General features: G+C 71.4%; 13 protein-coding genes. 9 read left to right on the plus strand and 4 right to left on the minus strand.

The features are described from left to right. Positions 1-136: 136 nt before the first annotated feature. Positions 137-3,331 carry a non-ribosomal peptide synthetase gene (locus tag ABD481_RS29775; RefSeq protein WP_344669111.1) on the minus strand — a complete coding sequence of 1,065 codons (3,195 nt, stop codon included), beginning with the start codon at positions 3,329-3,331 and terminating at the stop codon, positions 137-139. A gap of 282 nt (positions 3,332-3,613) precedes the next feature. Continuing rightward, positions 3,614-3,919 (minus strand): hypothetical protein, encoded by a 306-nt coding sequence (locus ABD481_RS29780; RefSeq protein WP_344669112.1) that lies wholly within the window; start codon positions 3,917-3,919, stop codon positions 3,614-3,616. Positions 3,920-4,161: 242 nt separating this feature from the next. Here ABD481_RS29780 and ABD481_RS29785 point away from each other — a divergent pair, with 242 nt between their 5' ends. Beyond that, positions 4,162-7,449 (plus strand): AfsR/SARP family transcriptional regulator, encoded by a 3,288-nt coding sequence (locus ABD481_RS29785; protein WP_344669113.1) that lies wholly within the window; start codon positions 4,162-4,164, stop codon positions 7,447-7,449. 418 nt (positions 7,450-7,867) lie between these two features. Next, a complete protein-coding gene (locus ABD481_RS29790) occupies positions 7,868-8,038 on the plus strand; it encodes a hypothetical protein (RefSeq protein WP_344669114.1) in 171 nt (56 codons plus the stop codon). A gap of 85 nt (positions 8,039-8,123) precedes the next feature. On the opposite strand, the gene ABD481_RS29795 is transcribed toward ABD481_RS29790, so the two are convergent. Then, a complete protein-coding gene (locus ABD481_RS29795) occupies positions 8,124-8,756 on the minus strand; it encodes a TetR/AcrR family transcriptional regulator (RefSeq protein WP_344669115.1) in 633 nt (210 codons plus the stop codon). 110 nt (positions 8,757-8,866) lie between these two features. Here ABD481_RS29795 and ABD481_RS29800 point away from each other — a divergent pair, with 110 nt between their 5' ends. Next, on the plus strand, positions 8,867-9,883 hold the full coding sequence (locus ABD481_RS29800) for an aldo/keto reductase (protein ID WP_344669116.1): 1,017 nt from the start codon (positions 8,867-8,869) through the stop codon (positions 9,881-9,883). A 34-nt stretch (positions 9,884-9,917) separates the two neighbouring features. Then, positions 9,918-10,493 (plus strand): TetR/AcrR family transcriptional regulator, encoded by a 576-nt coding sequence (locus tag ABD481_RS29805; RefSeq protein WP_344669117.1) that lies wholly within the window; start codon positions 9,918-9,920, stop codon positions 10,491-10,493. A 61-nt stretch (positions 10,494-10,554) separates the two neighbouring features. Here the strand turns inward: ABD481_RS29805 and ABD481_RS29810 are convergent, their stop codons facing one another. Further along, positions 10,555-12,183, minus strand: coding sequence for a tannase/feruloyl esterase family alpha/beta hydrolase (locus ABD481_RS29810; protein ID WP_344669118.1), 1,629 nt, complete (start codon positions 12,181-12,183; stop codon positions 10,555-10,557). A 143-nt stretch (positions 12,184-12,326) separates the two neighbouring features. On the opposite strand from ABD481_RS29810, the gene ABD481_RS29815 reads away from it, so the two are divergent. From ABD481_RS29815 to ABD481_RS29835, 5 genes are all read left to right on the plus strand, one after another. Further along, entirely contained in the window at positions 12,327-12,767 is a 441-nt protein-coding gene (locus ABD481_RS29815) for a CU044_2847 family protein (protein WP_344669119.1), read from the plus strand. Beyond that, positions 12,764-14,851: a VMAP-C domain-containing protein gene (locus tag ABD481_RS29820; protein ID WP_344669120.1), complete on the plus strand. Its 2,088-nt coding sequence runs from the start codon at positions 12,764-12,766 to the stop codon at positions 14,849-14,851. The genes ABD481_RS29815 and ABD481_RS29820 overlap by 4 nt, the downstream gene beginning before the upstream one ends. Positions 14,852-14,907: 56 nt before the next feature. Then, positions 14,908-16,110 (plus strand): AAA family ATPase, encoded by a 1,203-nt coding sequence (locus ABD481_RS29825; protein ID WP_425559317.1) that lies wholly within the window; start codon positions 14,908-14,910, stop codon positions 16,108-16,110. Continuing rightward, positions 16,107-19,211, plus strand: coding sequence for an SAV_2336 N-terminal domain-related protein (locus tag ABD481_RS29830; protein WP_344669121.1), 3,105 nt, complete (start codon positions 16,107-16,109; stop codon positions 19,209-19,211). Before ABD481_RS29825 ends, ABD481_RS29830 begins: the two co-directional genes overlap by 4 nt. Positions 19,212-19,432: 221 nt before the next feature. Continuing rightward, positions 19,433-20,923, plus strand: a complete 1,491-nt coding sequence (locus ABD481_RS29835; protein WP_344669122.1) for an ATP-binding protein — start codon at positions 19,433-19,435, stop codon at positions 20,921-20,923. Positions 20,924-20,925 lie beyond the last annotated feature (2 nt).

Below are 20,925 nucleotides of genomic sequence, written 5' to 3' on the forward strand. Positions count from 1 at the left end.
GACTGCCGAACGCGTCGGTCGAACACCAACCTACTGACACCGATTTCCGCCAAAAGCAGGGCGCCGGATTGTCGGCGATTCTCAAGCCTCGACAATCCGGCGCTCCGGCCTCACGCGACTATTGCTGGATCGGCGCTCAACCGACGGTGTCGAGCAGCGCGACCTCGCGGGCGATCGCCGCGACCGTGGTCACGGTGGGCGCGGCGATCACCCGGTTCAGCTGGGCCATGAAGTCGGTCTCGCGGCGGGCCGGCACCACGTCCCGGCAGACCCCGGCCAGCATCGCCAGCAGGCTGACCGAGTCGCCGCCGAGCTGGTGGAAGTCGGTGAACGGATCGATGCGGTGCTCGTCCAGGCCCAGGACGCCGGACCAGATGCGGCCGACGTGCGCTTCGACGTCGTCGCGCCGGGCCAGGCCGGGGCCGGCCTCCGCGCGATCGGCGAAGGGGTCGGGCAGCGAGCGCACGTCGACCTTGCCCGCGACGTTGTAAGGGATCTCGTCCAGGACGACCGTCGCCGCCGGGACCATGTACGAGGGCAGCCGCTCGGCGGCGTGGGCCTGCAACTCGGCCGGGAAGTCCGGCTCAGCCTCCGCGTCGTCGTTGACCAGCACGTACGCGTACAGTGCCTTCCCGGTGCCGTCCGGGCGCGGGCGCGCCACGACGACCGCGCGCTCCACGCGCGAGTGCTCCTCCAGCGTGGCCGCCACCTCCGCCGGCTCGACCCGGTGGCCGCGGACCTTGACCTGATCGTCGATCCGGCCCAGGAACTCCAGCCCGCCGTCGGGCAGGCGCCGGGCCAGGTCGCCGGTGCGGTAGACCCGGGTGCCGTCGGCCAGCCGGGGGAAGCGCTCGGCGTCCAGATCGGGTCGGCCCAGGTAGCCGCGCGCCAGCTGGACCCCGGCCAGATACATCTCGCCCGGCTCGCCGGCCGGCACGAACCGGCGGTTGGCGTCGAGCAGGTGGACCTGGGTGTTGTGGGCCGGGAGCCCGATCGGCACCGCCGCCCGGCCGGCGTCGCGCACCGGGTCGAAGGTGTGGGCGGTGCAGCCGATGGTGGCCTCGGTCGGGCCGTACTCGTTGACGATCCGGCAGTGCGGGCCGAACATCTCCTGCGCCCGCGCCGCGACCTCGACGCGCAGCTGCTCGCCGACCACCACGATGCTGCGGAAGCCCTTCGGCGCGGCGTCCAGCCGGCCGATCAGCTCCAGGTGCGAGGGGGTGAGGTTGAGCATCGTGGCGCCGGAGTCCTCCAGCAGGCGGCGCAGCGTGAGGTGGGTCGGCTGGTCCCGGACCAGGATCACGGTGCCGCCGGTGATCAGCGGCAGGAAGATCGAGGTGCCCGAGACGTCGAAGGACAGCGAGGTGAGCAGCGGCAGCCGGGTGTCCTCGTCGGCGCCGAACTCCTCGACGCCCCAGTGCAGGTAGTTCAGCAGGCTGCCGTGCTCGATCTGGACGCCCTTGGGGCGTCCGGTGGAGCCGGAGGTGTAGAGCACGTAGGCCAGGTCGCCGGGCGCTGCCTCGGCGTCGTCCCCTTCAGTGACAGAACCCTGAGTGACAGTACCCTGAGTGACGGAACCCTGAGTTACAGAGCCCTGAGCCGCCGGGCCGTCGCCGGACAGCAGGTCGTCGAGGCTGAGCGGGGCGCAGCCCTCGGGAACGCAGGCCCGGGCGTCGTGCGGCGCCTGCACCAGGCAGTGGCTCGCGCCGGAGTCCGCCAGCAGGTCGGCCAGGCGCCGGTCCGGGTGCAGGACGTCCAGGGCCAGGTATCCGGCGCCGGTGCGCAGCACGCCCCAGATGCCGGCGATGGCGGCCGTCGTGCGCTCGGCGAGCAGCCCGACGATCGCGCCGCGGCCCACGCCCCGCTCCCGCAGCGCGGCGGCGACGATGTCGGCGCGCTCGCTCAGCTCGCGGTAGGTGACCGGGCCCTCGGGGCCGTCGAGCGCGATCGCGTCCGGGCGGCGCTCGACCTGGTCGCGGAACAGCTGGAGCAGCGACCGGTCCGACACCGGCGCGCGGTCGGTGCGGTTGGCCGCCGGTTCGCGGTCCGCCCGGGGCGAGAGCGTCTCGACGATCACGTCGAGCAGCTCCTCCATCCGCTCCGGGGCGCCGGGGACGTCCTGCCAGGTGACCACGATCTCGGTCCGGCCGGCGGTCTCGATCACGTCGATGCCGGGCGGCGAGGACGGCCCGGAGCCGCCGAGGTTGTAGACCGTCGTGGTGCGGAACGACTCGGCGCTGTACTCGGCGAGGTCGGTGAACCCGAGGTTGGTGACGTAGGCCGTCCCCAGGTAGCGCTGCTTGCGCATCGAGTCCTTGCCCATGATGCCGGTGATCACCCGGACCAGCGGCAGCGGCGTGCGGCGCAGCCAGGTGGGCGTGCGGTAGCTGATCTCCTGGCGCTCGGTCAGCCCGGTCAGCAGCTCCCGGTGGATCTCCTCCCAGCCGGTGCCCGGCGCGACGTCGAGTTGCAGGGCCAGCGACAGGAACCCGGTCGAGCGGATCTCGGGGCGGTGCCGCCGCAGGTCCACGGGGACGAAGAAGCGCCCGGGCTGCGGCGTCGGCTCGGTGCCGGCGCCGGTGCCGGCCTCGGTGCCCGTGCCCGTGCCGGTGCCGGTGCCGGTCGGCCACGCGGTGAGCGAGGCCCGGACCGCGTCGGAGCCGAGCGCGGCGATGATCTTGGCCGCCACCGCCGCCTGCGTGCCCTCGACGGTGCGCCGCCGCCAGATCAGCGGGTGCGTCCCGGGCGTGATCGGCGCCATCGACGACGGCCACGACAGCTCGCCCTGGCCGCGGGCGATCGGCGGGAGCCCGTCGGGCATCAGCTCGCTGAGGAACTCGTCGCCGTTCAGCGTCGACGTGGCGCCGAGCGGCTGCTCGCCGCGCAGCACCCGGAACACGTCGGCGGCCCAGAGCAGGACGCCGCGGGCGTCGGTCACGCCGTGGAAGCCGCGGAAGACGATGCGCTGCGGGGTGCCGGGCGTTCCGGGGGCGCCGGGGATCCCGGGCACCAGCAGCACCTCGCAGGTCGGCCCGCCGGTGTGCAGCGTCGTCTGGAGGGCCGGGTGCTCCAGCAGGTCCGTTCCGGGCGGCACGTGCACCAGCCGGGTGACCGGGGCGAGGCCGCTGTCGACCCAGCGCCGCCCCCGCCGCCGCAGCCGGGTGCCCGGACAGGCTTCGGCCGTCGTGGCGACGGCGGTGGCGAGGGTGCCGAGATCCAGATCCCCCTCGCCCTCGAAGACGTGCTGTACGACGTTCGGCACGTCGATCCCGAGGTATAGCCACTCGGCTGCACCGATGCGCCGTGCGTACGGCGAGGCAACGGTCTTCACGGAGTCCTCCCAGGTCAAAACCAGGCTCAGGGGGTGGTCGAGGCCGTGTGGCGCCGGCTGGATGACTTGGTACCGGACCGCGATGGCTACTCGCAATCAGGACACGGGGCGCACCGGCCGGGGCTTCGACGAGGGAGGAATCCGTGTGGAATGGGTGTGGAATCAGTGTGGAATTCGCAGGGAATCAGTGCTCTACGACCCATTGCTGCTTTGACAAGAGGCTGTGATACACCGCTCCAGTGGCGGTGATCGCCACTTGGCGGCCTTGGACCCTCTCGGACCCTACTTGTCCTTGGTCCAGTTGGGCCACGCGCCGCGGGTGTCGTCCTTCTCGGGGGAGCCTTCGTCGTCCTCCCAGTCGTCGTCCTGCCCGCCGTCCGCGGCGGGCATGATCTGGTCGTGGGAGGTGGCCATGGCCTTGTCGACCTCCTGACGGGCCTCGGCCAGCGTTTCGGCGGTGTGCTCGCTCAGCCTCTCCAAGGATTCCTGGGTGGCCTCGAAGTCGTCGGACGAGTCGGACGAGTCGGACGAGTCGGGTACGTCCGGCGCCGGCTCGGCGGGGTTCGGGTCCGGTTCGCTGTTGTTCATCGCCATCTCCTCGGGCTGCTCAAGCTGCTCAGGCTGGTCGGGCCGACCGGTGGCTGCGCTGTGTGGGTGACGCGGGCCCGCCGGGCGCACCTCCAGCTTCCGCCAGATCCGGCGGAAGCGCTGTTCGTGCCGCCCGCCGGTTAGCCATATCGCGGTAATCGCGGGGCCGTGCCGCCGGGGCGGACGAAGTTGACCACGGTGTGAACGAGTCCTGAGAATGTTCCGGGAGGCAAGGAACATTCATGCGCATAGCACTGCTGGGTCCGCTTGTCGTGATCGAGGACGACGGCACTGTTGTGGAGGTCGCCGGACCCAAGGTCATGGTGCTGCTGGCGTTGCTCGCCCTGCGGCCGGGGCGGGCCGTCCCGGCGGACCGGCTGGTCGACGGGATCTGGGGCGAGGAGCCGCCGGCGAACGCCGCCAACGCGCTTCAGACGTTGGTGAAGCGGCTTCGAGCGGCGTGCGGCCCGGCGTCGGTGTTGGCGCGTGGCGGCGGTTACGCGCTGGAGGTCGCGCCGGATGACGTGGACGTTACGCGGTTCCTGGCGCGGGTGGCACAGGCGGGGCGATACGCGGCGGCCGGTGATAGCGACGGCGACGGCGACCGGGCCGCGGCCGAGGAGCTGACGCTGGCGTTGGGGGAGTGGTCCGGGCCGGAGGCGTTGTCCGGGCTGCGAGGGTGGCCCGGGTTGGGCGCGGTGGCCGCGGATCTGGACGAGGCCCGGCTCGCAGCGGTGGAGATGCTGGCTGATCGCCGGCGGAGTTCGGGGCGGGCGGCCGAGTCGATCGGGATGTTGAGTGCCGAGGCCGCGGCGCATCCGCTGCGCGAGTCGGTGACGGCCCGGCTGATGGTCGCGTTGGCGGAGGCGGGGCGGCGCTCGGAGGCGCTCACGGTGTTCCATCGGACGCGGGAGCTGCTGGTCGAGGAGCTCGGAGTGGGTCCCGGGGTGGAACTCGCGGCGGCCTATGCGGAGGTCCTGAGCCGAGAGCGGGAGCAGGCGTTCGAGCTGGTGGGCGCGAGCAACCTGCCGAGGACACAGGGTTCGTTCATAGGGCGGGAGGAGGAGATCGGGGTCATCAGTGCACTGCTGGACGCGACGGCGCTGGTGACGCTGGTGGGCCCGGGCGGGACCGGCAAGACGCGGCTGGCGGTGGAGTGCGCGGGGCGGTTGGGCGGGGGTTACGCCGACGGGGTCTGGTTGGTCGAGCTCGCGGGGGTGACCGATCCGGCGCTGTTCGGCGGGACGGTGCTGGCCGCGATCGGGATCCGGGAGAATGAGGGGCCTGAGTCGGACGGCGCGCGGGCCGTCGCGGAGGCGCTGGCCGGGCGGCGGATGCTGGTGGTGCTCGACAACTGTGAGCACCTGCTGGCGGCGGCCGCGGAGCTGGTCCACGAGGTGGGGATCCGGTGCCCGGGCGTGCGGGTGCTGGCGACCAGCCGTGAGCCGCTCGACGTGCCCGGCGAGCACGTGCTGGCGGTGCCGGCGTTGGGGTTGGCGGTGATGGGCGCGGGCGTCGCGGAGGCTTCGGAGTCCGCGGCCGTGCGGTTGTTCGTGGAACGGGCCGCGAAGGTCCGGGCCGGGTTTCGGCTGGACGCGGAGAACTGCGCGGCGGTGTGCGCGGTCTGCCGGGAGCTGGACGGGATTCCACTGGCGCTGGAACTGGCCGCCGGTCGGATGCGGGCGATGAGCCCGGGGGATCTGGCGGCCGGGCTGGGGCCGGGGTCGCCGGATCGGTTCGGGGTGTTGGGGAGCGGGCGGCGGGCCGGCGAGGCCCGGCATCGGACGTTGCGGGCGGTCGTCGAGTGGGGGTGGCGGTTGCTGACCGAGCAGGAGCGGGAGCTGGCCCGCTGGTTCGCGGTCTTCGTCGGCGGAGGCACAGCCGAAGCCGTGGGACGGGTGGCGGGCGACGGGTCGAGCATGCTGGCGGCGTTGGTGGACAAGTCGTTCGTAGCCTGGGACGGGGCGCGGTATCGGATGTTGGAGACCATCCGTGCCTACGTCGCGGAGGACGCCGTGGCGGCTGGGGTTCTGCGCGTTGCGGCGCGGCGGCACGCGGAGTACTTCACGAGGTTGGCCGAGGAGAGTGAGCCCGCGCTGCGGACCGCCGAGCAGCCGGTCTGGATGGCGCGGCTCGCGGCCGAGCACGGGAACGCGGCGGCGGCGCTGGAGTGGGCAGTGGCGGAGGGCGAGGTGGAGCTCGCGCTGCGGTTGTTCGGGAGCTTGAGCTGGTACTTGCTGCTGAAGGGGCGGCGCGGCGAGCTGATGACGTGGCGGCGTCGGGTGTTGGGGTTGGTGGCGGAGGCTGAGAGGGAGGCCGAGGGACCGCCTGCGGGCCTTGCGTCGGCGTATCTTGCGTGCGCCTATGCGGCGGACGTTCAGGACCTCCTGGATCCGGAGCGGTGGCGGCGGATCGGGGAGGAGGGCCCCGGGTTTCTGGTCTTGTACAAGCAGGCCGTGAGCGAGGATCGGAAGCCGCATCCGGTGTTCGAGTTGGTGACCGCGGTGCATGCTCCTGGTCAGGGGATCGCGCGAAAGCTGGACGACCTGGTCGCGGCGCCCGATCCGTGGCTGTCCGGTAATGCGCTGCTGTTGCGGGGTGGCGCGCGGTTCAACGAAGGGCGGTACGCGGAGGCCTCGGGAGATCTGGCGCTTGCCGTGGAGGTGCTGAGGGGGATCGATGACCACTTCACCTTGATCAGGGCTCTGTTGACGTTGGCCACGGTGCGGGTGCGTACGGCCGGCACCGTTGTCGCGGCCGGGCTGCTCGCCGAGGCGGCCGGCTTGGTGGCGCGATGGTCGGCGCCCGAGGAAGCGGTCAACGCGTTCGCTTGGATCGCTCATCTGCACTGTTGGGATGGGGATTTCGACGCCGCCGAGGCGGCGCTGGACCGGGCGCGCAGCCACCGGCCGGCGGAGCTGTCGGGGGCGACGTCGATGACGATCGCGGTCGTCGAGGCCGATGTGCTGCGGGGACGCGGGGATCTGCGCGGGGCGTTGGAGCGGTACCGCGTGGTGATCCGGATGCTGGACGCGGGACTGTCGGCGGACGATCCGGTGGGGGTCTATCCGGTCGCGACCTTGCAGGTTTCGGGAGCGGGCGGCCCGGGACGTCTTCCGCAGGAGGGTGGCTATCAGGAGTATCAGGTCGCGAACGCGGTCGCGCTCTGGTCGCGCCTGACCTACGCGTTCGCGCTCATCGACAACGAGGAACCCGATGCGGCGCGCGAGCAACTACGGGTTCTGTTGGAGCATGTGCGGACGGCGCGGCACTTGCCGCTGTTGTTGGGCGCGGCGGTCGCCGCCGCGGCACTCGCGCTGGAGTCCGGCGACGCCGAAGTCGCGGCGACGTTGGTGGGAGCGGCTACCGCGCTTCATCAGGAGCGGCCTGGCGGAGGGCCGAACACGATGCGAGTGGTGCGAGCGGTGCGCAGTGCGCTCGGCGATGAGGCGTTCGACCGGGCGGCGGAACGCGGTGCGACGGTCGGGGCCGACGAACTCCTGGAGCGGGTGCGGCTGGTTTTCGGGTGAGCTGCGAACCGGCGGCCGGCGAACGCCTGGCGCTGCTGCTTCCCTGGCTCAGAGCCCTGTTTCTCCGCATAGTGACCGGCGTCCGGAACTGGCCGAGGTCGCAGGAGACACCGATCCGCTTTGCGATGACGTGGATTGTTGGAGTTGTTGTGCTCGCGCTGCTTGAACTGACGGCCCACCACCTGTTCCGGTGGCCTTCGGGTGCGGTGAGGCGGCACGGAGCCCGACTTGCTTGTTCTGGATCTTGAAGCGACGCTGGTGGGAAAAGTCCGCCGGGTACAGGCCGGTCACGTGGTCCGGCCTGCCCCCGGCGGCATGGCGTGAGACCTGCACCACGATGATCGTCCTCGTGGAGCGATGACCGCGATCCCCTGCCACCAAAGCTCCCCACGAATGGGCGTGCCAGAACACGACGACCGTGCTTGGCGCGCATCGTGGGCATCGGCTGAGCACGCTGGCGAAGGTCGCCAACCTGCGGCACCTCGCCGAGAATTCTCCTCAGACTCGCCGGTTGCACACGTCGGTCGGCGTCGACGACGAGGTGATGTGGGCTGTCAACCAACGCTTCGGATTCCGCCCCGAGACCTGACCGGACGCGCAGGCCGCAGTCGGCATTCTCAAAGCTTGGATCCTCCGCGCTTACTCAACGGCTACTGAAACACGCCCTGGCCGTGTCACTTCCCCGGGTAGAGCGTGCTCATCCACATGAGGGTCAGCACCTCCACCAGCGCCTCCTCGTCGGTGAACGGCTCGACCCCGATCGCGGCCAGGTAGTAGAGCCGCTCGCCCAGCCAGGTGAGCGTGGCTGCCAGGGTGGCGTCGTCGACGCCGGGTGCGGCGGTGCTGCCGATGGCGTCGCGGTCCGCTGTGATGCGGTCGGCGGTCGCGGTGGTGAAAGCGCCCATCAGGTCCAGCCACAAGGCGCTCAGTTCGGCGTCGCTGCGCCAGTTCTCCACGATCGCGCGGAGCAGGGGTGCTTCCTGCCGCCACAGCTTCGCTCCCTCGCGGATGCCGTGGCGCACGGTCGCGCGGGGGTCGTCGGGGCTGGCCAGCCAGGGTTCGGCGGCTTCCTGGCCGCGGGCCACGGCGCGGCGGATCAGCTCGGCGAGGACCTGATGCTTCGAGGCGAAGTAGAAGTAGAAGCTACCGCGCGCGACCGCGGCCTCGCCCAGGATGTCGGCGACGCTGAGTTCGTCGAAGCGCCGGCTGTCGAGCAGGTGGCGGGTCGCGGTCAGGATCGCTTCCCGAACCTGGGCGTCGTCGCGTCGGCTGCCTGGTCGTCGGGGCGACGTCGCTTCTGGTGCCATGGCGTCGATGCTAGCGGGCGGCCTGGACAGACTGTCCATACGGATCATCCATACGACACGTCTAGACGGAGTGTCTAGACAGCGTGTCTAGCGCCGGGTATGTTCGAGCCGTGAAACACACCACGTTCGGGAACACCGGGTTGCGCGTCTCAGAGGCCTTTCTCGGGACCATGGGTTTTGGCCGCGAGTGGGGCTGGGGCGCCGATGTCGATGAATGCCGCGAGATCTTCACCGCCTACGCCGAGGCGGGCGGCAATGTGATCGATACCGCGAACCGCTATACGGAGGGCGCCAGCGAGCGGATCGTGGGCGAACTCGTCGGCGCCGACCGCGATCGGTTCGTGATAGCCACCAAGTACACGTTGACGATGGACGGCAGCGACCCCAACGCCTCGGGGAACCATCGCAAGAACCTGCGACGGTCGGTGGAGGACAGCCTCCGGCGCCTGGGCACCGACTACATCGATCTGCTCTGGGTCCACATCTGGGACGCCCACACGCCGGCCGAGGAGACGATGCGGGCGCTCGACGACCTGGTCCGCAGCGGCAAGGTGCTCTACCTCGGGGTGTCGGATGCTCCGGCGTGGAGCACCAGCCGCGCGAACACGCTGGCCGAGCTGCGGGGCTGGACCCCGTTCGCGGGCCTGCAACTGAACTACAGCCTGGTGGAACGCGGCATCGAGCGTGAGCTGCTGCCGATGGCGGAGGCGCTGGGGCTCTCCGTCGCGGCATGGGCGCCGCTGGCCCGGGGTGTGCTGTCCGGCAAATACACCCGGCACGGGGCGACCGAAGGGTCTCGGATCAAGCTGGACGACATCTCCGAGCGCGATCTGCGCATCGCCGCGGAAGTCGACGCGGTCGCCGACGACCTGGGCGTGACCTCGTCGCAGGTGGCGCTGGCGTGGACCCGGTCGCGGCACCGGTGGATCCATCCCATCATCGGCGCCCGGACCCACGAGCAGCTCAAGGACAGCCTGGCCGCTCTGGAGGTGGAGCTGCCGCCCGAGGCGGTGCTCCGGTTGGAAGCCGCCGCTGTCTTCGATCTCGGATTCCCGCAGGACTTCATCGCGATGGCGCGCGAATTCGTCTACGGCCCGGCGGTCAACGACTTCGAACCGCGGCGGTGACGCCGGGTCCGCGCAGCGGTCCTATCCTGGTCCGATGGCGCGGGAGGAGCAGCGGGAACAGTTGGTCGTGGCGGCGTTGCGGGTCGCGGTGGAGCACGGTCCGCGCGAGCTGACCGTGCGGCGGATCGCGGAGGCGGCGGGGACGTCGACGATGGCCGTTTACAGCGCCTTCGGCGGTCGCGCGGGAGTGCTGGAGGCGTTGTTCCGCCGGGCCTACGACATGCTCGGGCAGGCGTTGCGGGCGGTTCCGGCCCAGGCTTCGGCCACGGCGTATCTGCTGGAGCTGGCCTGTGCCTATCGTGTGTTCGCCCTGGCGAGCCCGTCGCGCTACGCCTTCATGTTCGACCGCGTGGTGCCGGACTTCGTCCCGTCGCCGGAGTTGCGTGCCGAGGTCCTGGACCTGATGTCGGGTCCGTTGATCGGCGCTGTCGGCGGCGACCTGCGCAAGGCCTACGCCCTGTGGGGAACGATGCACGGCCTCGTCGGCCTGGAGTCGGCCGGCGTATTGGACGCGCCGCCGCCCTCGTGGGGAGTGACTCCCGACGAGGGGGCGGGGGAGCGGATGTACCGCTCGGGCGTGCAGGCGGTGCTTGCCGGGCTGGGCCTTTAGAACCGGCGCGGCATCAGCGGCATCAGCGACATCAACGGCATCAGTGGCATCAGCAGCGGCATCAGTGGAAGCGGCCGATCCAGTCGTAGTCGCTGTTGGCGCCGTGGCCGGTCACCTTCTGGCGCGGGTCGAACGGCTCCACCGTCAGCGAGGCCGGCCGGTCCGGCGCCGGATTCACCGTCGGGAAGGTGAGCGCGCCCGGCGCGGATCCGGTCGTCACCCAGTTCATCAACGGTGTCAGCAAGTCGGCGGACGCCTGCGGGTCGCCGCCGGCCAGGCAGTGGTACTGCGCCGGGATCATGTAGAGCCTTGAGAAGGAGGCGGCGTCCTTGGTCTGTGTGGTCATCGCGTTGTAGTAGGCGACGGTGCCGAACGGGGGGATCGCCTGGTCCGCCCAGCCGTGGTAGAGGATGATCTTGCCGCCGTGCCGGCGGAACGCGGTCAGGTCCGGATCGGTGCTGTTGTTGGCTGCGGCGGCCTGCTGGAGCTTGAAGTACTCGCCGTCGGTGAAGGTGAGGTCCTGGAGGTCGGTCTTCGCGGGATGGTCGGAGACCAGGTAACTCAGGAAGTTGATGGCGAACTGCGCGGCGTTCGTGCCCAGCACGTTGCCGGTGGGGGAGATGTCCCAGCCGGCCCAGGCGAGTTCGGATCCGTAGGGCAGGCCGCCGGGATAGAGCGCGCGTCCCGCTGGGTCCTGCGGTCCGGAGTAGAACTTGCGCACCACGGTGACCTGCGCCGGGGTGAGGCAGGCGGCGGCGTCGGTGTTCGGCGGGCAGGTGACGGTCGCGGGGTCGAACTCGCACGTGCGCGGGTCGGCGATGATCCCGTCCGGGCCCGCGCAGGCCTTCAGGACAGCCGCGTGCAGCGCGGGAAGCTTGTCGGTGCCGAGGATCTGCCGGCCCTGATTGTCAGTGTTCGAACGGTAGACCCAGGCTGAGAGCTCGCCGGCGAAGTCGGTCGCGTCCAGGGCGGGCGCACCGGCGAGGATGCCGTCGAAATCGTCCGGGTAGCGCTGCGCCTCGATGAGCGCTTCGCGTCCGCCGTCCGAGCAGCCGTCGTAATAGGAGTGGGACGCCGACTGGCCGTAGTAGCCATGGATGATGGTCTTCGCGACGGACGCGAGCTGGTGCTCGGAGGTGTAGCCGAAGACGGTGCGCAGCCGAGGCTCGTTCAGCCCCCACAACCCGTCGAGGCGGTTGGCGCCCACGTGCCCCTCGTTGTCCGAGGCGACGACGAGTTCGCCGTTGGTGACGGCACCGCACCCGGTGGCCTGCTGCGGCACGGGATTTGCGCCCTCGGTGGGCACGTCCCCGCAGAAGCCGCCGCACCCGTCCTGGACGTACTGGCCGTGCCAGGTCGAGACCGGCAGCTTGACCTCGAACTGGGTCTGCGGGGCTATGTAGCCGCGGACATCGCAGTACGTTGTCCCGCTGGTGGTGATCGGCGCGGCGGAGAGTATGCGGCTTGGCGCCTCCGGCACTCCGGTGAGGTCGATAGCGGTGAGAGTGCCGCAGTCGCGGACGGGGGCGACGGCGGGCGTGGCGGCGGAAGCGGCGGAGGAAACAGCGGTGGCGCCGCGGCCGGCCGGTCCGGCGGCCTCGGACCACGCGATCGGTACCACGGCGGCGGACAGCACGGCGGCGACGAGGCCGGCGAGCAGCGGGCGTCGACGCCCGATAACTGATGTCATAACAATCGTTATAGCGACCTCGCGACGGACTCAGGGGCCTGTGATCGCGCCGGTAAGCAAACGGTAAGAAGCACGGCTAGGGGAATCCCTCCCCGGATCCGCGCCCTCGCCGATTCTCTAGATCGAACCAGGACCCTGATGCCATGATGGGATCCGTGCCCGACTTCCTGCGCTTCGACTTCGACGACGGCACATCCGTGCTGATGAAAGCGGTTCCCGCCGCCGAGCTCGACCTGCCGCCCGGGACCGAGCCGCTGGAGCCGGTCTCGCGGGTGAAGGACACGCTGGCCAAGGCCGGGAGCTCGCTGGCCGAGTCGCTGCGGCCGCTGGTCCCGGTGCTGGAGTCGGTGCACCGCACGGTACTGAAGGCCGCTCGGCCCCCGGACAAGGTGAGCGTGGAGCTCGGGCTCAAGCTCACCAGCGAGATGCATCTGATGATCGTCGGGGCGAACGGAGAGGCCAGCCTCACCGTGAAGGCCGAGTGGGATCTGCACCGGGACGCCCAGCACGGGGACGCCCAGCACCAGGACGTCCAGGCCGACGAGGGCTCCGGGTCCGACCCCGCCGCGGAAACGGAGGAGTGACGTCTCCTTCCTGGGCCGCCGACCTGGATCTCGACGCCGACGTGGACGTCAAGCGCGCGTTCGTCAGCGTCCACGGTCTCACCGGTTCCGAGGCGTGCGGCGGCGGCGTATTGGTGGACGACAACGTGGTCGTCACCTGTGCCCACGTCGTGACCAGCGCGCTGGGCCATGAGGTCACCGGCGACCTCACCGACGAACAGCGCTCCGTCGAGCTCTCCTTCCCCTTCTCCGAGAACGGCGGCCGGGTCCGCGCCAAGGTCTTGGGCTGGTTCCCCCGGCGCGGCAACCAGGACGGCAGCGCGCTCGGCGCGGGGCGCCGGACCTGGTACGGCGATGTCGCCATTCTGAAGATCACCGGCCCGCCGCCGCCCGGCATTCGCCCGGTGCGGCTCGAAGACCACCGCCTGGGCTCCACAGTGTTCTCCTGGTACGGCAGCGGCGAGGCCACGACACCGGTCGTCGCGGACGTCCAGACGCTCGCCGGACCGTGGCTGGTGCTGGACACCGCGAGCAGCGCGCGCAACTTCACCAACGGCTTCAGCGGGGCCCCGATCTGGGATCGCGCCCAGCGGGCCGTCGTCGGCATCGTGGTCAGCGTCGAGCCGAACCTGCCGCGCGGCTTCGCCATCAGCACCCGGGAGATCCTGCGCTGGATCGCCGGCAACATGCCGTTGAACCGGGCCGCCGGCCATGTGGTCGCCGGATCGGCGTCCCTCGAAGCGTTCCGCGAGGCGCTCGACGCGGTGCTGTCGGCGTCCGCTCCCCACGCCGGACTGCGCTCCCGGCAGGAGCGGGCCCAGCACCTGGTCCGGCGCATGCGCCACACCCGGCGGCCGTTCGCAGAGTTCGACGACGACGAGGTCGACGCGCTCGTCGTCCTGGCCCTGCGCCTGCACCGCGGCATGGCCACGCTCGCCGCCGAGGCCGCCGCGATCACCCGCGATCCGCGGCTGCGCCAGGTGCTCGCCGCGGAGGCGCTGGCCGTCCGGCCGGGGGAGTTCCTCTCCGACCGCGAATACGCCCACCTGGCCAGACGGCTGCTGGCCGAGACCCCCGCCGCGCAGGTCCGATCCGCCGCGCACCGCGCGATCCCGGGGCTGCACAGCCTGCCGTCGCCGGACGGCGGACTGCTGCCGACGCTCGCGGCGTTGGAGGAGCTGAGCCATCGGCCCGGCACGGTGCCCAGCCTGATCCGCACCATGGAGTTCCTGGCCGCCCGGCTGACCGACGACACGCTGCGCGAGGACCTCCGCGCGTGGTGCCGCGGCGTGTCCGAGCGCATCGGTGTCGCCGAGGGCGCGCTGGCCGAGCGGCGCGCCGAGGCCAGGGCGGACGCCGCGCGCGGCGGCAGCGTCGTGCGCGTCCAGGTCCAGCTCCGGCGCAAGGGCGGCACCGGGTTCGAGCACACGGTGTGGGTCGACGACGGCGGCGGATCGCGGACGGTGTGCGCGCAGGACACGGCGGTTCCGCTCGACAAGATCGTGTCCTGTATCGAGAGCGTGCTGCGCGGCGAGGTCCACGACGGCGTCGAGTCGGTGATGCTGGAGTTCTTCCTCGACCCCGACGAGCTGGACCTGGACGTGGACCGCTGGATCCTGCCCGGGGTCGTGGACCGGATGCTCGGGGTGGAGTTCGACGTCGTGCTGCGCTGCGTCGAGCCGCGGCTGGTCAACCGTCCGCACTGGCTCCGCTCCTGGCACCGGCTGGGCTCGGACGACGCGGTGGTGCTGGACGAGGGGCACACGACGCCGACCGCGGTCTACGCGGCCCTGGCCGCCGCCGAGTCCGAGGTGGCGTGCGTCGTCGCGTTCCCCTCGGAGGCGGATCGTGTCAGTGTCATCGCAGGGTGCGTCTATGCGGGAGTGCCGGCGGTGCTGTGGGCCCGGCGGCCCGCTCCGGCGGACGACCGCAGCCGGATCGAGAAGCTGACGACGAGGGAGCGGCAGGCCGTGCTGCCCCGGGCGGTGCGCAAACTGCGCGGGATGGCCTCCGGGCAGGAGAACCACTTCGGCGGCCACGTGGCGCTGCTGTGGGACGACCCGCATCAGTACCCGAAGCAGCTGCGTCTGGGGCCGCCGGGCTGATCCCTCGCTCTGGCGATCGGACCGGGACCAGCGGGAGAGGGCGGGAGACGGACGGTATGGACGAGATCAGCAGCGCCGAGGACGGCGAGGACGTCGCGGGCGCCGAGGACGCAGTCGGCACTGAGGCCGCCACTGACACTGAGGCCGCCACTGGCACTGAGGCCGCTGGCGGCGCTGAGCCGGCCGAGCCGGAGGACAGTCCGGCGGGTAGTGACGTCGCGCCCGCCACCGCTGTGTTCACCGGCGACTGGCGGATCTTCCGAGGCACTGGCGCGCGCCGCCGCTCTGCGGCGGATGTCGGTGTTGGTTCCGACATCGGCGCCGAGGCCGACCCCGACCACGACCCGGAGCCCGCCGCCGTCGTGCTGCCGCCGGCTCCGCCCTGGCGCACGATCTCACCGGAGCATCGCAGTAGCCTGCGCAACCGCCCCTACGTCATCAGCCCGAAGGAGGCGGACGTCGTCAACGCCGCCCTCCATCTGCGCCGGCCCCTGCTGGTGACCGGGCGGCCCGGCACCGGCAAGTCCACCCTCGCCGAGGCCGTCGCCGACGAACTGGGCCTGGGCGCCGTCCTGCGCTGGCCGATCACCAGCCGGTCGCAGCTCACTGACGCCCTCTACCGCTACGACGCCGTGGGGCGGCTGCGCGAGGCCGCGATGAGCGAGTCCCGGGGCCAGGCCGAGGCGGACATCGGCACCTACATCCGCCTGGGGCCGCTGGGGACCGCGCTCGTCCCGTCCGCGCGGCCCCGCGTGCTGCTGATCGACGAGCTCGACAAGAGCGACCTGGACCTGCCCAACGACCTGCTGGCGGTGTTCGAGGACGGCGAGTTCGAGATCCCCGAGCTGGCCCGGCTGCCCGAGGAGCAGGCCGAGGTCGAGGTGATGGTGACCGGCTCGCGGCGGCGGACGGTCGTCACCCACGGCGTCGTGCGCTGCACCGAGTTCCCGATCGTGGTGGTCACCAGCAACGGCGAGCGCGAGTTCCCGCCGGCGTTCCTGCGCCGCTGCGTCCGCCTGGACCTGCCCGACCTGGACCACCGGCGGCTGTGCGAGATCGTGGAGGCCCACCTCGGACCGGAGGCGCTGGCCGCCGCCGAGGGGCTGATCACCGCCTTCCTGGAGCAGCGGACCACCGGCGAGCTGGCCGCCGACCAGCTCCTCAACGCGATCCACCTGCGGCGCACCGGCGTCGACATGTCCCACGCCGACCTGGTCGACTCGGTCCTGCACCGGCTGGACGGACTGGGCTCGCGATGATCGAGGAGTTCGCGTACCTGCTGGCGTCGATCGTCGACGACATCTCGCCGGAAGAGGTCGCGGACATCCTCCTGCTGGCTACGCGGATGGCCGCCGCCGACGCCGGCTCCGACTCCGCGGTCGCCCGGCCGGAGCCGGAACCGGTGGGCGCCGACTTCCTGGACGAGGACCAGGACGAGCTGGCTCACACCGCGCCGGACGACGCGGTCCCCGATCCGGTCTCCTACTTCGCCCCGGTGCCGGGCAAGGTGCGAAGCAGTGCCCTGTCCCACCCGGCGCGGGTGCCGGCCGTCCGTGCGATCGCCGACCCGGTGGCCGTGGCCCGCGTCCTGAAACCCCTCAAGCGCTCCGAGCCCTCGGCCTGGCGCACCGAGGTCGACATCGCCGCCACCGTTACCGCCATCGCCGAGACCGGCGTGCTCGACGTAGTCATGCGCCCCCGCGCCGACCGCTGGCTGGACCTCGCTCTGATCGTCGACGACAGCCTGTCCATGCTGCTGTGGCAGCATCTCGCCCGCGAACTGCACACCCTGATGATCCAGCTCGGCGCCTTCCGCACGGTCCGCCTGTTCGGCCTGGATACCGGCACCCCGGGCCGCGCCCGCCTGCACAGCACCCCGTTCAGCCGCACGTCCACACCCCTGCTGCCGAACGCGGTGGTCGACCCTTCCGGGCGCCGGATCCTGCTGGTCCTGACCGACGGCGTCGGCCCGGCCTGGCGCGACGGCGCGGCGCACCGCCGGATGGCGGAGTGGGCCAGGCACAACCCGATCGCCGTGGTCCAGGCCCTGCCGCAGCGCCTGTGGCCGGCAACCGGGCTGGACCCCCGCCGCCTGCGGGTCCGCAGCCGCACCCGCGGCGCCCGGAACGGGCGCCTGGAGGTGGGGCACCCGCTGATCCCCGCCGCGCTTGCCCCGACACTGACGCTGCCGGTCCCGGTGCTGGAGGCGACGCCCGCGTCGTTCCGCGAGTGGGCGCGGATGGCGACGGGTCCGGGGTCCGAGGCGGACCTGGCGGTGATCGACGCGGTGGTCGACGCGGGGGTGCACAGCCAAGCAGATGAGGAGCTATTCGATTTTATCGATGACGCGCTGGCCATTGTTGTGGACGGGGGCCCGGAGGTTCCTTGGAGCGACACTCTCGAGATGCTCTTTGGTGAGTCGGAATCGGGGAGTGCCTCAGACCATGACCCGGGCCACCCGGCCCCTCCGGCCGACGCCGCGCGCCTGCTCAACGACTTCCGGGGCGCCGCGTCACCTGGCGCCTACCGGCTGGCCGCGCACCTGGCGGCGGTCTCGCCGCTGACGCTGCCGGTGATGCACCTGGTGCAGAGCGTCCTCCCGGACGCGACTCGGACCCACCTCGCCGAGGTCTTCCTCGGCGGCCTGATCCGCCGCACGGCCGAAGAGGAGGTCTACGACTTCCAGCCGGGGACCCGGCCGCTGCTCCTGGACACCCTGGTCCCGGACCAGGTCTTCTCGATGATCGCGGCGGTCGGCAGGCGGATCGACGCCTGGAACGGCGTCGGCCCCGAAGCCAAGGCCCTGCGATCCACCGCCGCCGGACTGATCAACCTGCCGCCGGACGCGCGGCCGTTCGCCGTGTCGGGCTCGCCGATGCAGGAGCATCTCAGCCGGTCGGAGCGGCCGGTGGTGGTGGCTCCCGCCGTGGCCGAACCGGAGCCGCCGCGCCGGCCGTACCGGCCGTACGAGCCGATGGATATGGAGGAATTCTGGCGCTTTCAGGGAGTGGCCCACTACGACTACGACTACGTCGACTCGGATCCGAGGCCGCCGCTCACTATCGCCTTGGACAACTACGCACAAGTCGTCACCACGAATCTCCTTGCCGGGGACGCGGCTTTGGCAGCCGGACGGTACGGTCACGCCGACGACAGTTACTATCAGGCCCTTAATATCGCCTCGCGATTCGGCGACCTCCACGGCCAGTCCGCGGCCTACGAGAAGCTGGCGGGCGTCGGCATGGCTCGCCAGAACGGGGACGCGGTGGCCGCTCTGCGCACCGCGATCGCCAAGCACAAGACGGCCAACGTGGCCGATGGCCTCCCGACCGACGATCTGCGGGCGGCGCAACTGCTGATCAAGCTCGCCTCCTGCATCTACACGCTCCCCGATAGGCAGTTGGAGGAACTGTCCACTCTGCGTGACGCCACCGAGATCCTGATGGGCTTGGCTTCCGAGGATTTCGAGGCTCATCGGGGTGCGCTCGAAAACGTCTCCAGAATCTTGGTAGCGCGTCTCACCCAGGCTGAGGTGGACGGGATCGGTACCAACATGCTTCATTCCGCGCGCGAAGCACTGCGGCTCCTGGTGACCAGGGCGCCCAACGAACAGGGATACCGCCAGCTTTCCGCACGGCTGGCCGGCAGATTCGGCGACGATTTCCTGTTGTCGGTCAAGGCTGCGCAGAGCGCCGAGGCTTCCTGGGTCCGGTCTGATGCCCTGCCCGATGTCGTGACCGAGAAGTATGAGCTCTTTCGGCGCACCGCGCGGAAGCTGCCCTCGATGCTCCCTGTCGCGCCCACAGGCGCGTTCCAGATCGGGATGCAGTGGAACCAATTCCCATCCGTGGCGGTGGGCACCAAGAGCCGCCGGCTCGTACCCGCCCCGGTATTTCACAGCCGGATGATCGAGCTGGGGCTCGGATGCCTGTACGAGACGAACTCCGGTCAGCGCGGTGTGGTCCAGGACTTCGGCCAGTACACGGGCGGCTATCGTCGGCCGCCCTTCATCTACTTCTACGACGACAACCTCTTCCTCAACCTCGAACACATTTCAGAGATGCGTCGAGTCTTGTTCTTCGTAGTGGCCTACTCGGGGGCATTTGACAGCGCGCGGGCCGAGGTGCGGGTCAGCCTGCTCGACCGGACGGTGTACCGGACCAGACTCGACAACCCGGGTCCGGAGGCCCGCTCCTGCGCGGTCGCCCTGCTGACCTGGCGTCGCCGCAAGCTGGTCCTCCAGCGCGAGCTCAAATACGTCACCGGCTACCAGGCCGACTTGGACCGCCGCTACGGCTGGGGCCTGTCCTGGGAGGACGGCGAGGACAGCCCGGGCACCCCGCGGGTCCAGCCGCAATGATCCGGCCCCGCTAGATCAAATCCTCGAACACCTGTCCGTCCATGCTCCTCGCGACCCTGCGGTAGTGTCAGGGGCCGTAGTTGCCCCCACGCGCGCCGGCGGCGTCGCACCGGCAGTGGTGACCGCCTCTCCGACCTGCCCTGAACCATCCCCCGCGCCACCCCACCACCGGCCCCACCATGCTCCGTCCCCCCCCGGCGCAGACCTGATTGAGAAGACGTATGAATTCTGAGATAGCGCTCTGGTGCACGGCGGTCGCGCTCGTAGCCGCGATCGCGGCCGTCGGGTACCTGGTCCGCGGCGCCCGGCATCTGCGGACGCGGGTCGCCGGACTGGAGGAGGCCTGCCGGGCCCGGGACGCCGCGGTGGCGCGGCTGGCCGCCGTGGGGCTGCCGACCGTCGCCGAGGTGATGGACGAAACGTCGGTGCCGCGCATCGAACCGGCCATCGGGCGATCGCTTGAGGGAACGCCTTTCGCCCAGAACATCGCAGTCCTCTCACATCGGTACACCGCGGGCGTTCGGGAGCTCCAGGGCGAGGTGGCGCGGGCGGTGCGGCGGCGGGTCTCCGAGGAGGCGCATCAGACCACTGAGTCGTCGGTGCGGTCGTTCGCCGAGACCGTGGTCAGCCTCGGGGCGAGCCTGAGCAAGGTGGTCACCGAGGCGATGCGGCGGCATCGCGGCGACGAGACCTTCGAGACGCTCACCCTGATCGACCACACGGTGCAGCAGATGATCCGGCAGGCCCAGTCCTACGTCGTGGTCTGCGGCGGCCTGCCCGGGCGGCGGTGGCCGGCCCAGACGATGACCGACGTGGTGCGCGGCGCGATGGGCCGGATCCAGGACTACCGGCGGATCCGGCCCCGGGAGCTGGGGCGGCAGGTGGTCGGGCCGGCCGTGGAGCCGGCGGTGCACGCGGTGGCCACGCTGCTGGACAACGCCGCCCGGTATTCGCCGCCCGGGTCGTTCGTGGACGTCACGTTCCAGGAGGGCCACCACGGCGTGACGATCATCGTCGACGACGCCGGCGTGGGCATGAACAGCGAGCAGCTGGACGCCGCGCGGCGGGTGCTCTCCGGGCAGGAACCGGTGGACCTGCACCGGTTCGGCCCGCACCCGAAGGTCGGGTTCGCGACGGTCGCCGCGCTCAGCCGGCGCTACGGGTTCCAGGCGTCGGTCGACGGATCGGGCAGCCCGTTCGGCGGCACGCGCGCGGCGTTGTTCATCCCCGAGGCGTTGCTCGCCTCCGCGGGCGGCAACGGGAGCGGCGGCGGAAACGGTTACGCCACCGCGAACGCCGCCCCGAACACGGCGCCGAACGCCGCGCCGAACGCGAGCGCGACCGACGCCGCACCGGCCGTGCTCGCGAGCGCGAATACGACCACGAACACGGATGCGACCGACGCCCTTCCGGCCGCGACCGCCGCGCCGACCCGGAACCCGGACCCGAACCCGAGTCAGAACCCGGACCCGAACCCGAGCGCCCCCACCACCGGCCCCACCCGCCCCGCCCCCGAACCCGAGCTCACCGGGACCGGCCTCCCGCGCCGCCGTCGCCAGTCCGCGACCGCCGACACCCAGCCGCTCCCGCCCGTGCTGAGCACCACACCCCCGCGAGCCAGCGTCGCGGCGGCCTGGCAGAGCGGCGCCCACCGGGCCGAGGGCCCCGCGGCCCCGCCCTCCGACCCCGCAGCAGCAGAAGGGACCCGATAGCC

The sequence above is a fragment of the Catenulispora yoronensis genome (assembly GCF_039531695.1).
Taxonomy (GTDB): Bacteria; Actinomycetota; Actinomycetes; order Streptomycetales; family Catenulisporaceae; genus Catenulispora; species Catenulispora yoronensis.

What these genes read in the sequence shown, in the direction of transcription:
- ABD481_RS29805 (WP_344669117.1), top strand. Translation starts at nt 9,918, where the DNA reads ATGGCGCGGGAGGAGCAGCGGGAACAGTTGGTCGTGGCGGCGTTGCGG.
- ABD481_RS29815 (WP_344669119.1), top strand. Translation starts at nt 12,327, where the DNA reads ATGATGGGATCCGTGCCCGACTTCCTGCGCTTCGACTTCGACGACGGC.
- ABD481_RS29785 (WP_344669113.1), top strand. Translation starts at nt 4,162, where the DNA reads ATGCGCATAGCACTGCTGGGTCCGCTTGTCGTGATCGAGGACGACGGC.
- ABD481_RS29835 (WP_344669122.1), top strand. Translation starts at nt 19,433, where the DNA reads ATGAATTCTGAGATAGCGCTCTGGTGCACGGCGGTCGCGCTCGTAGCC.
- ABD481_RS29795 (WP_344669115.1), bottom strand. Translation starts at nt 8,756, where the DNA reads ATGGCACCAGAAGCGACGTCGCCCCGACGACCAGGCAGCCGACGCGAC.
- ABD481_RS29810 (WP_344669118.1), bottom strand. Translation starts at nt 12,183, where the DNA reads ATGACATCAGTTATCGGGCGTCGACGCCCGCTGCTCGCCGGCCTCGTC.
- ABD481_RS29780 (WP_344669112.1), bottom strand. Translation starts at nt 3,919, where the DNA reads ATGAACAACAGCGAACCGGACCCGAACCCCGCCGAGCCGGCGCCGGAC.
- ABD481_RS29830 (WP_344669121.1), top strand. Translation starts at nt 16,107, where the DNA reads ATGATCGAGGAGTTCGCGTACCTGCTGGCGTCGATCGTCGACGACATC.
- ABD481_RS29825 (WP_425559317.1), top strand. Translation starts at nt 14,908, where the DNA reads ATGGACGAGATCAGCAGCGCCGAGGACGGCGAGGACGTCGCGGGCGCC.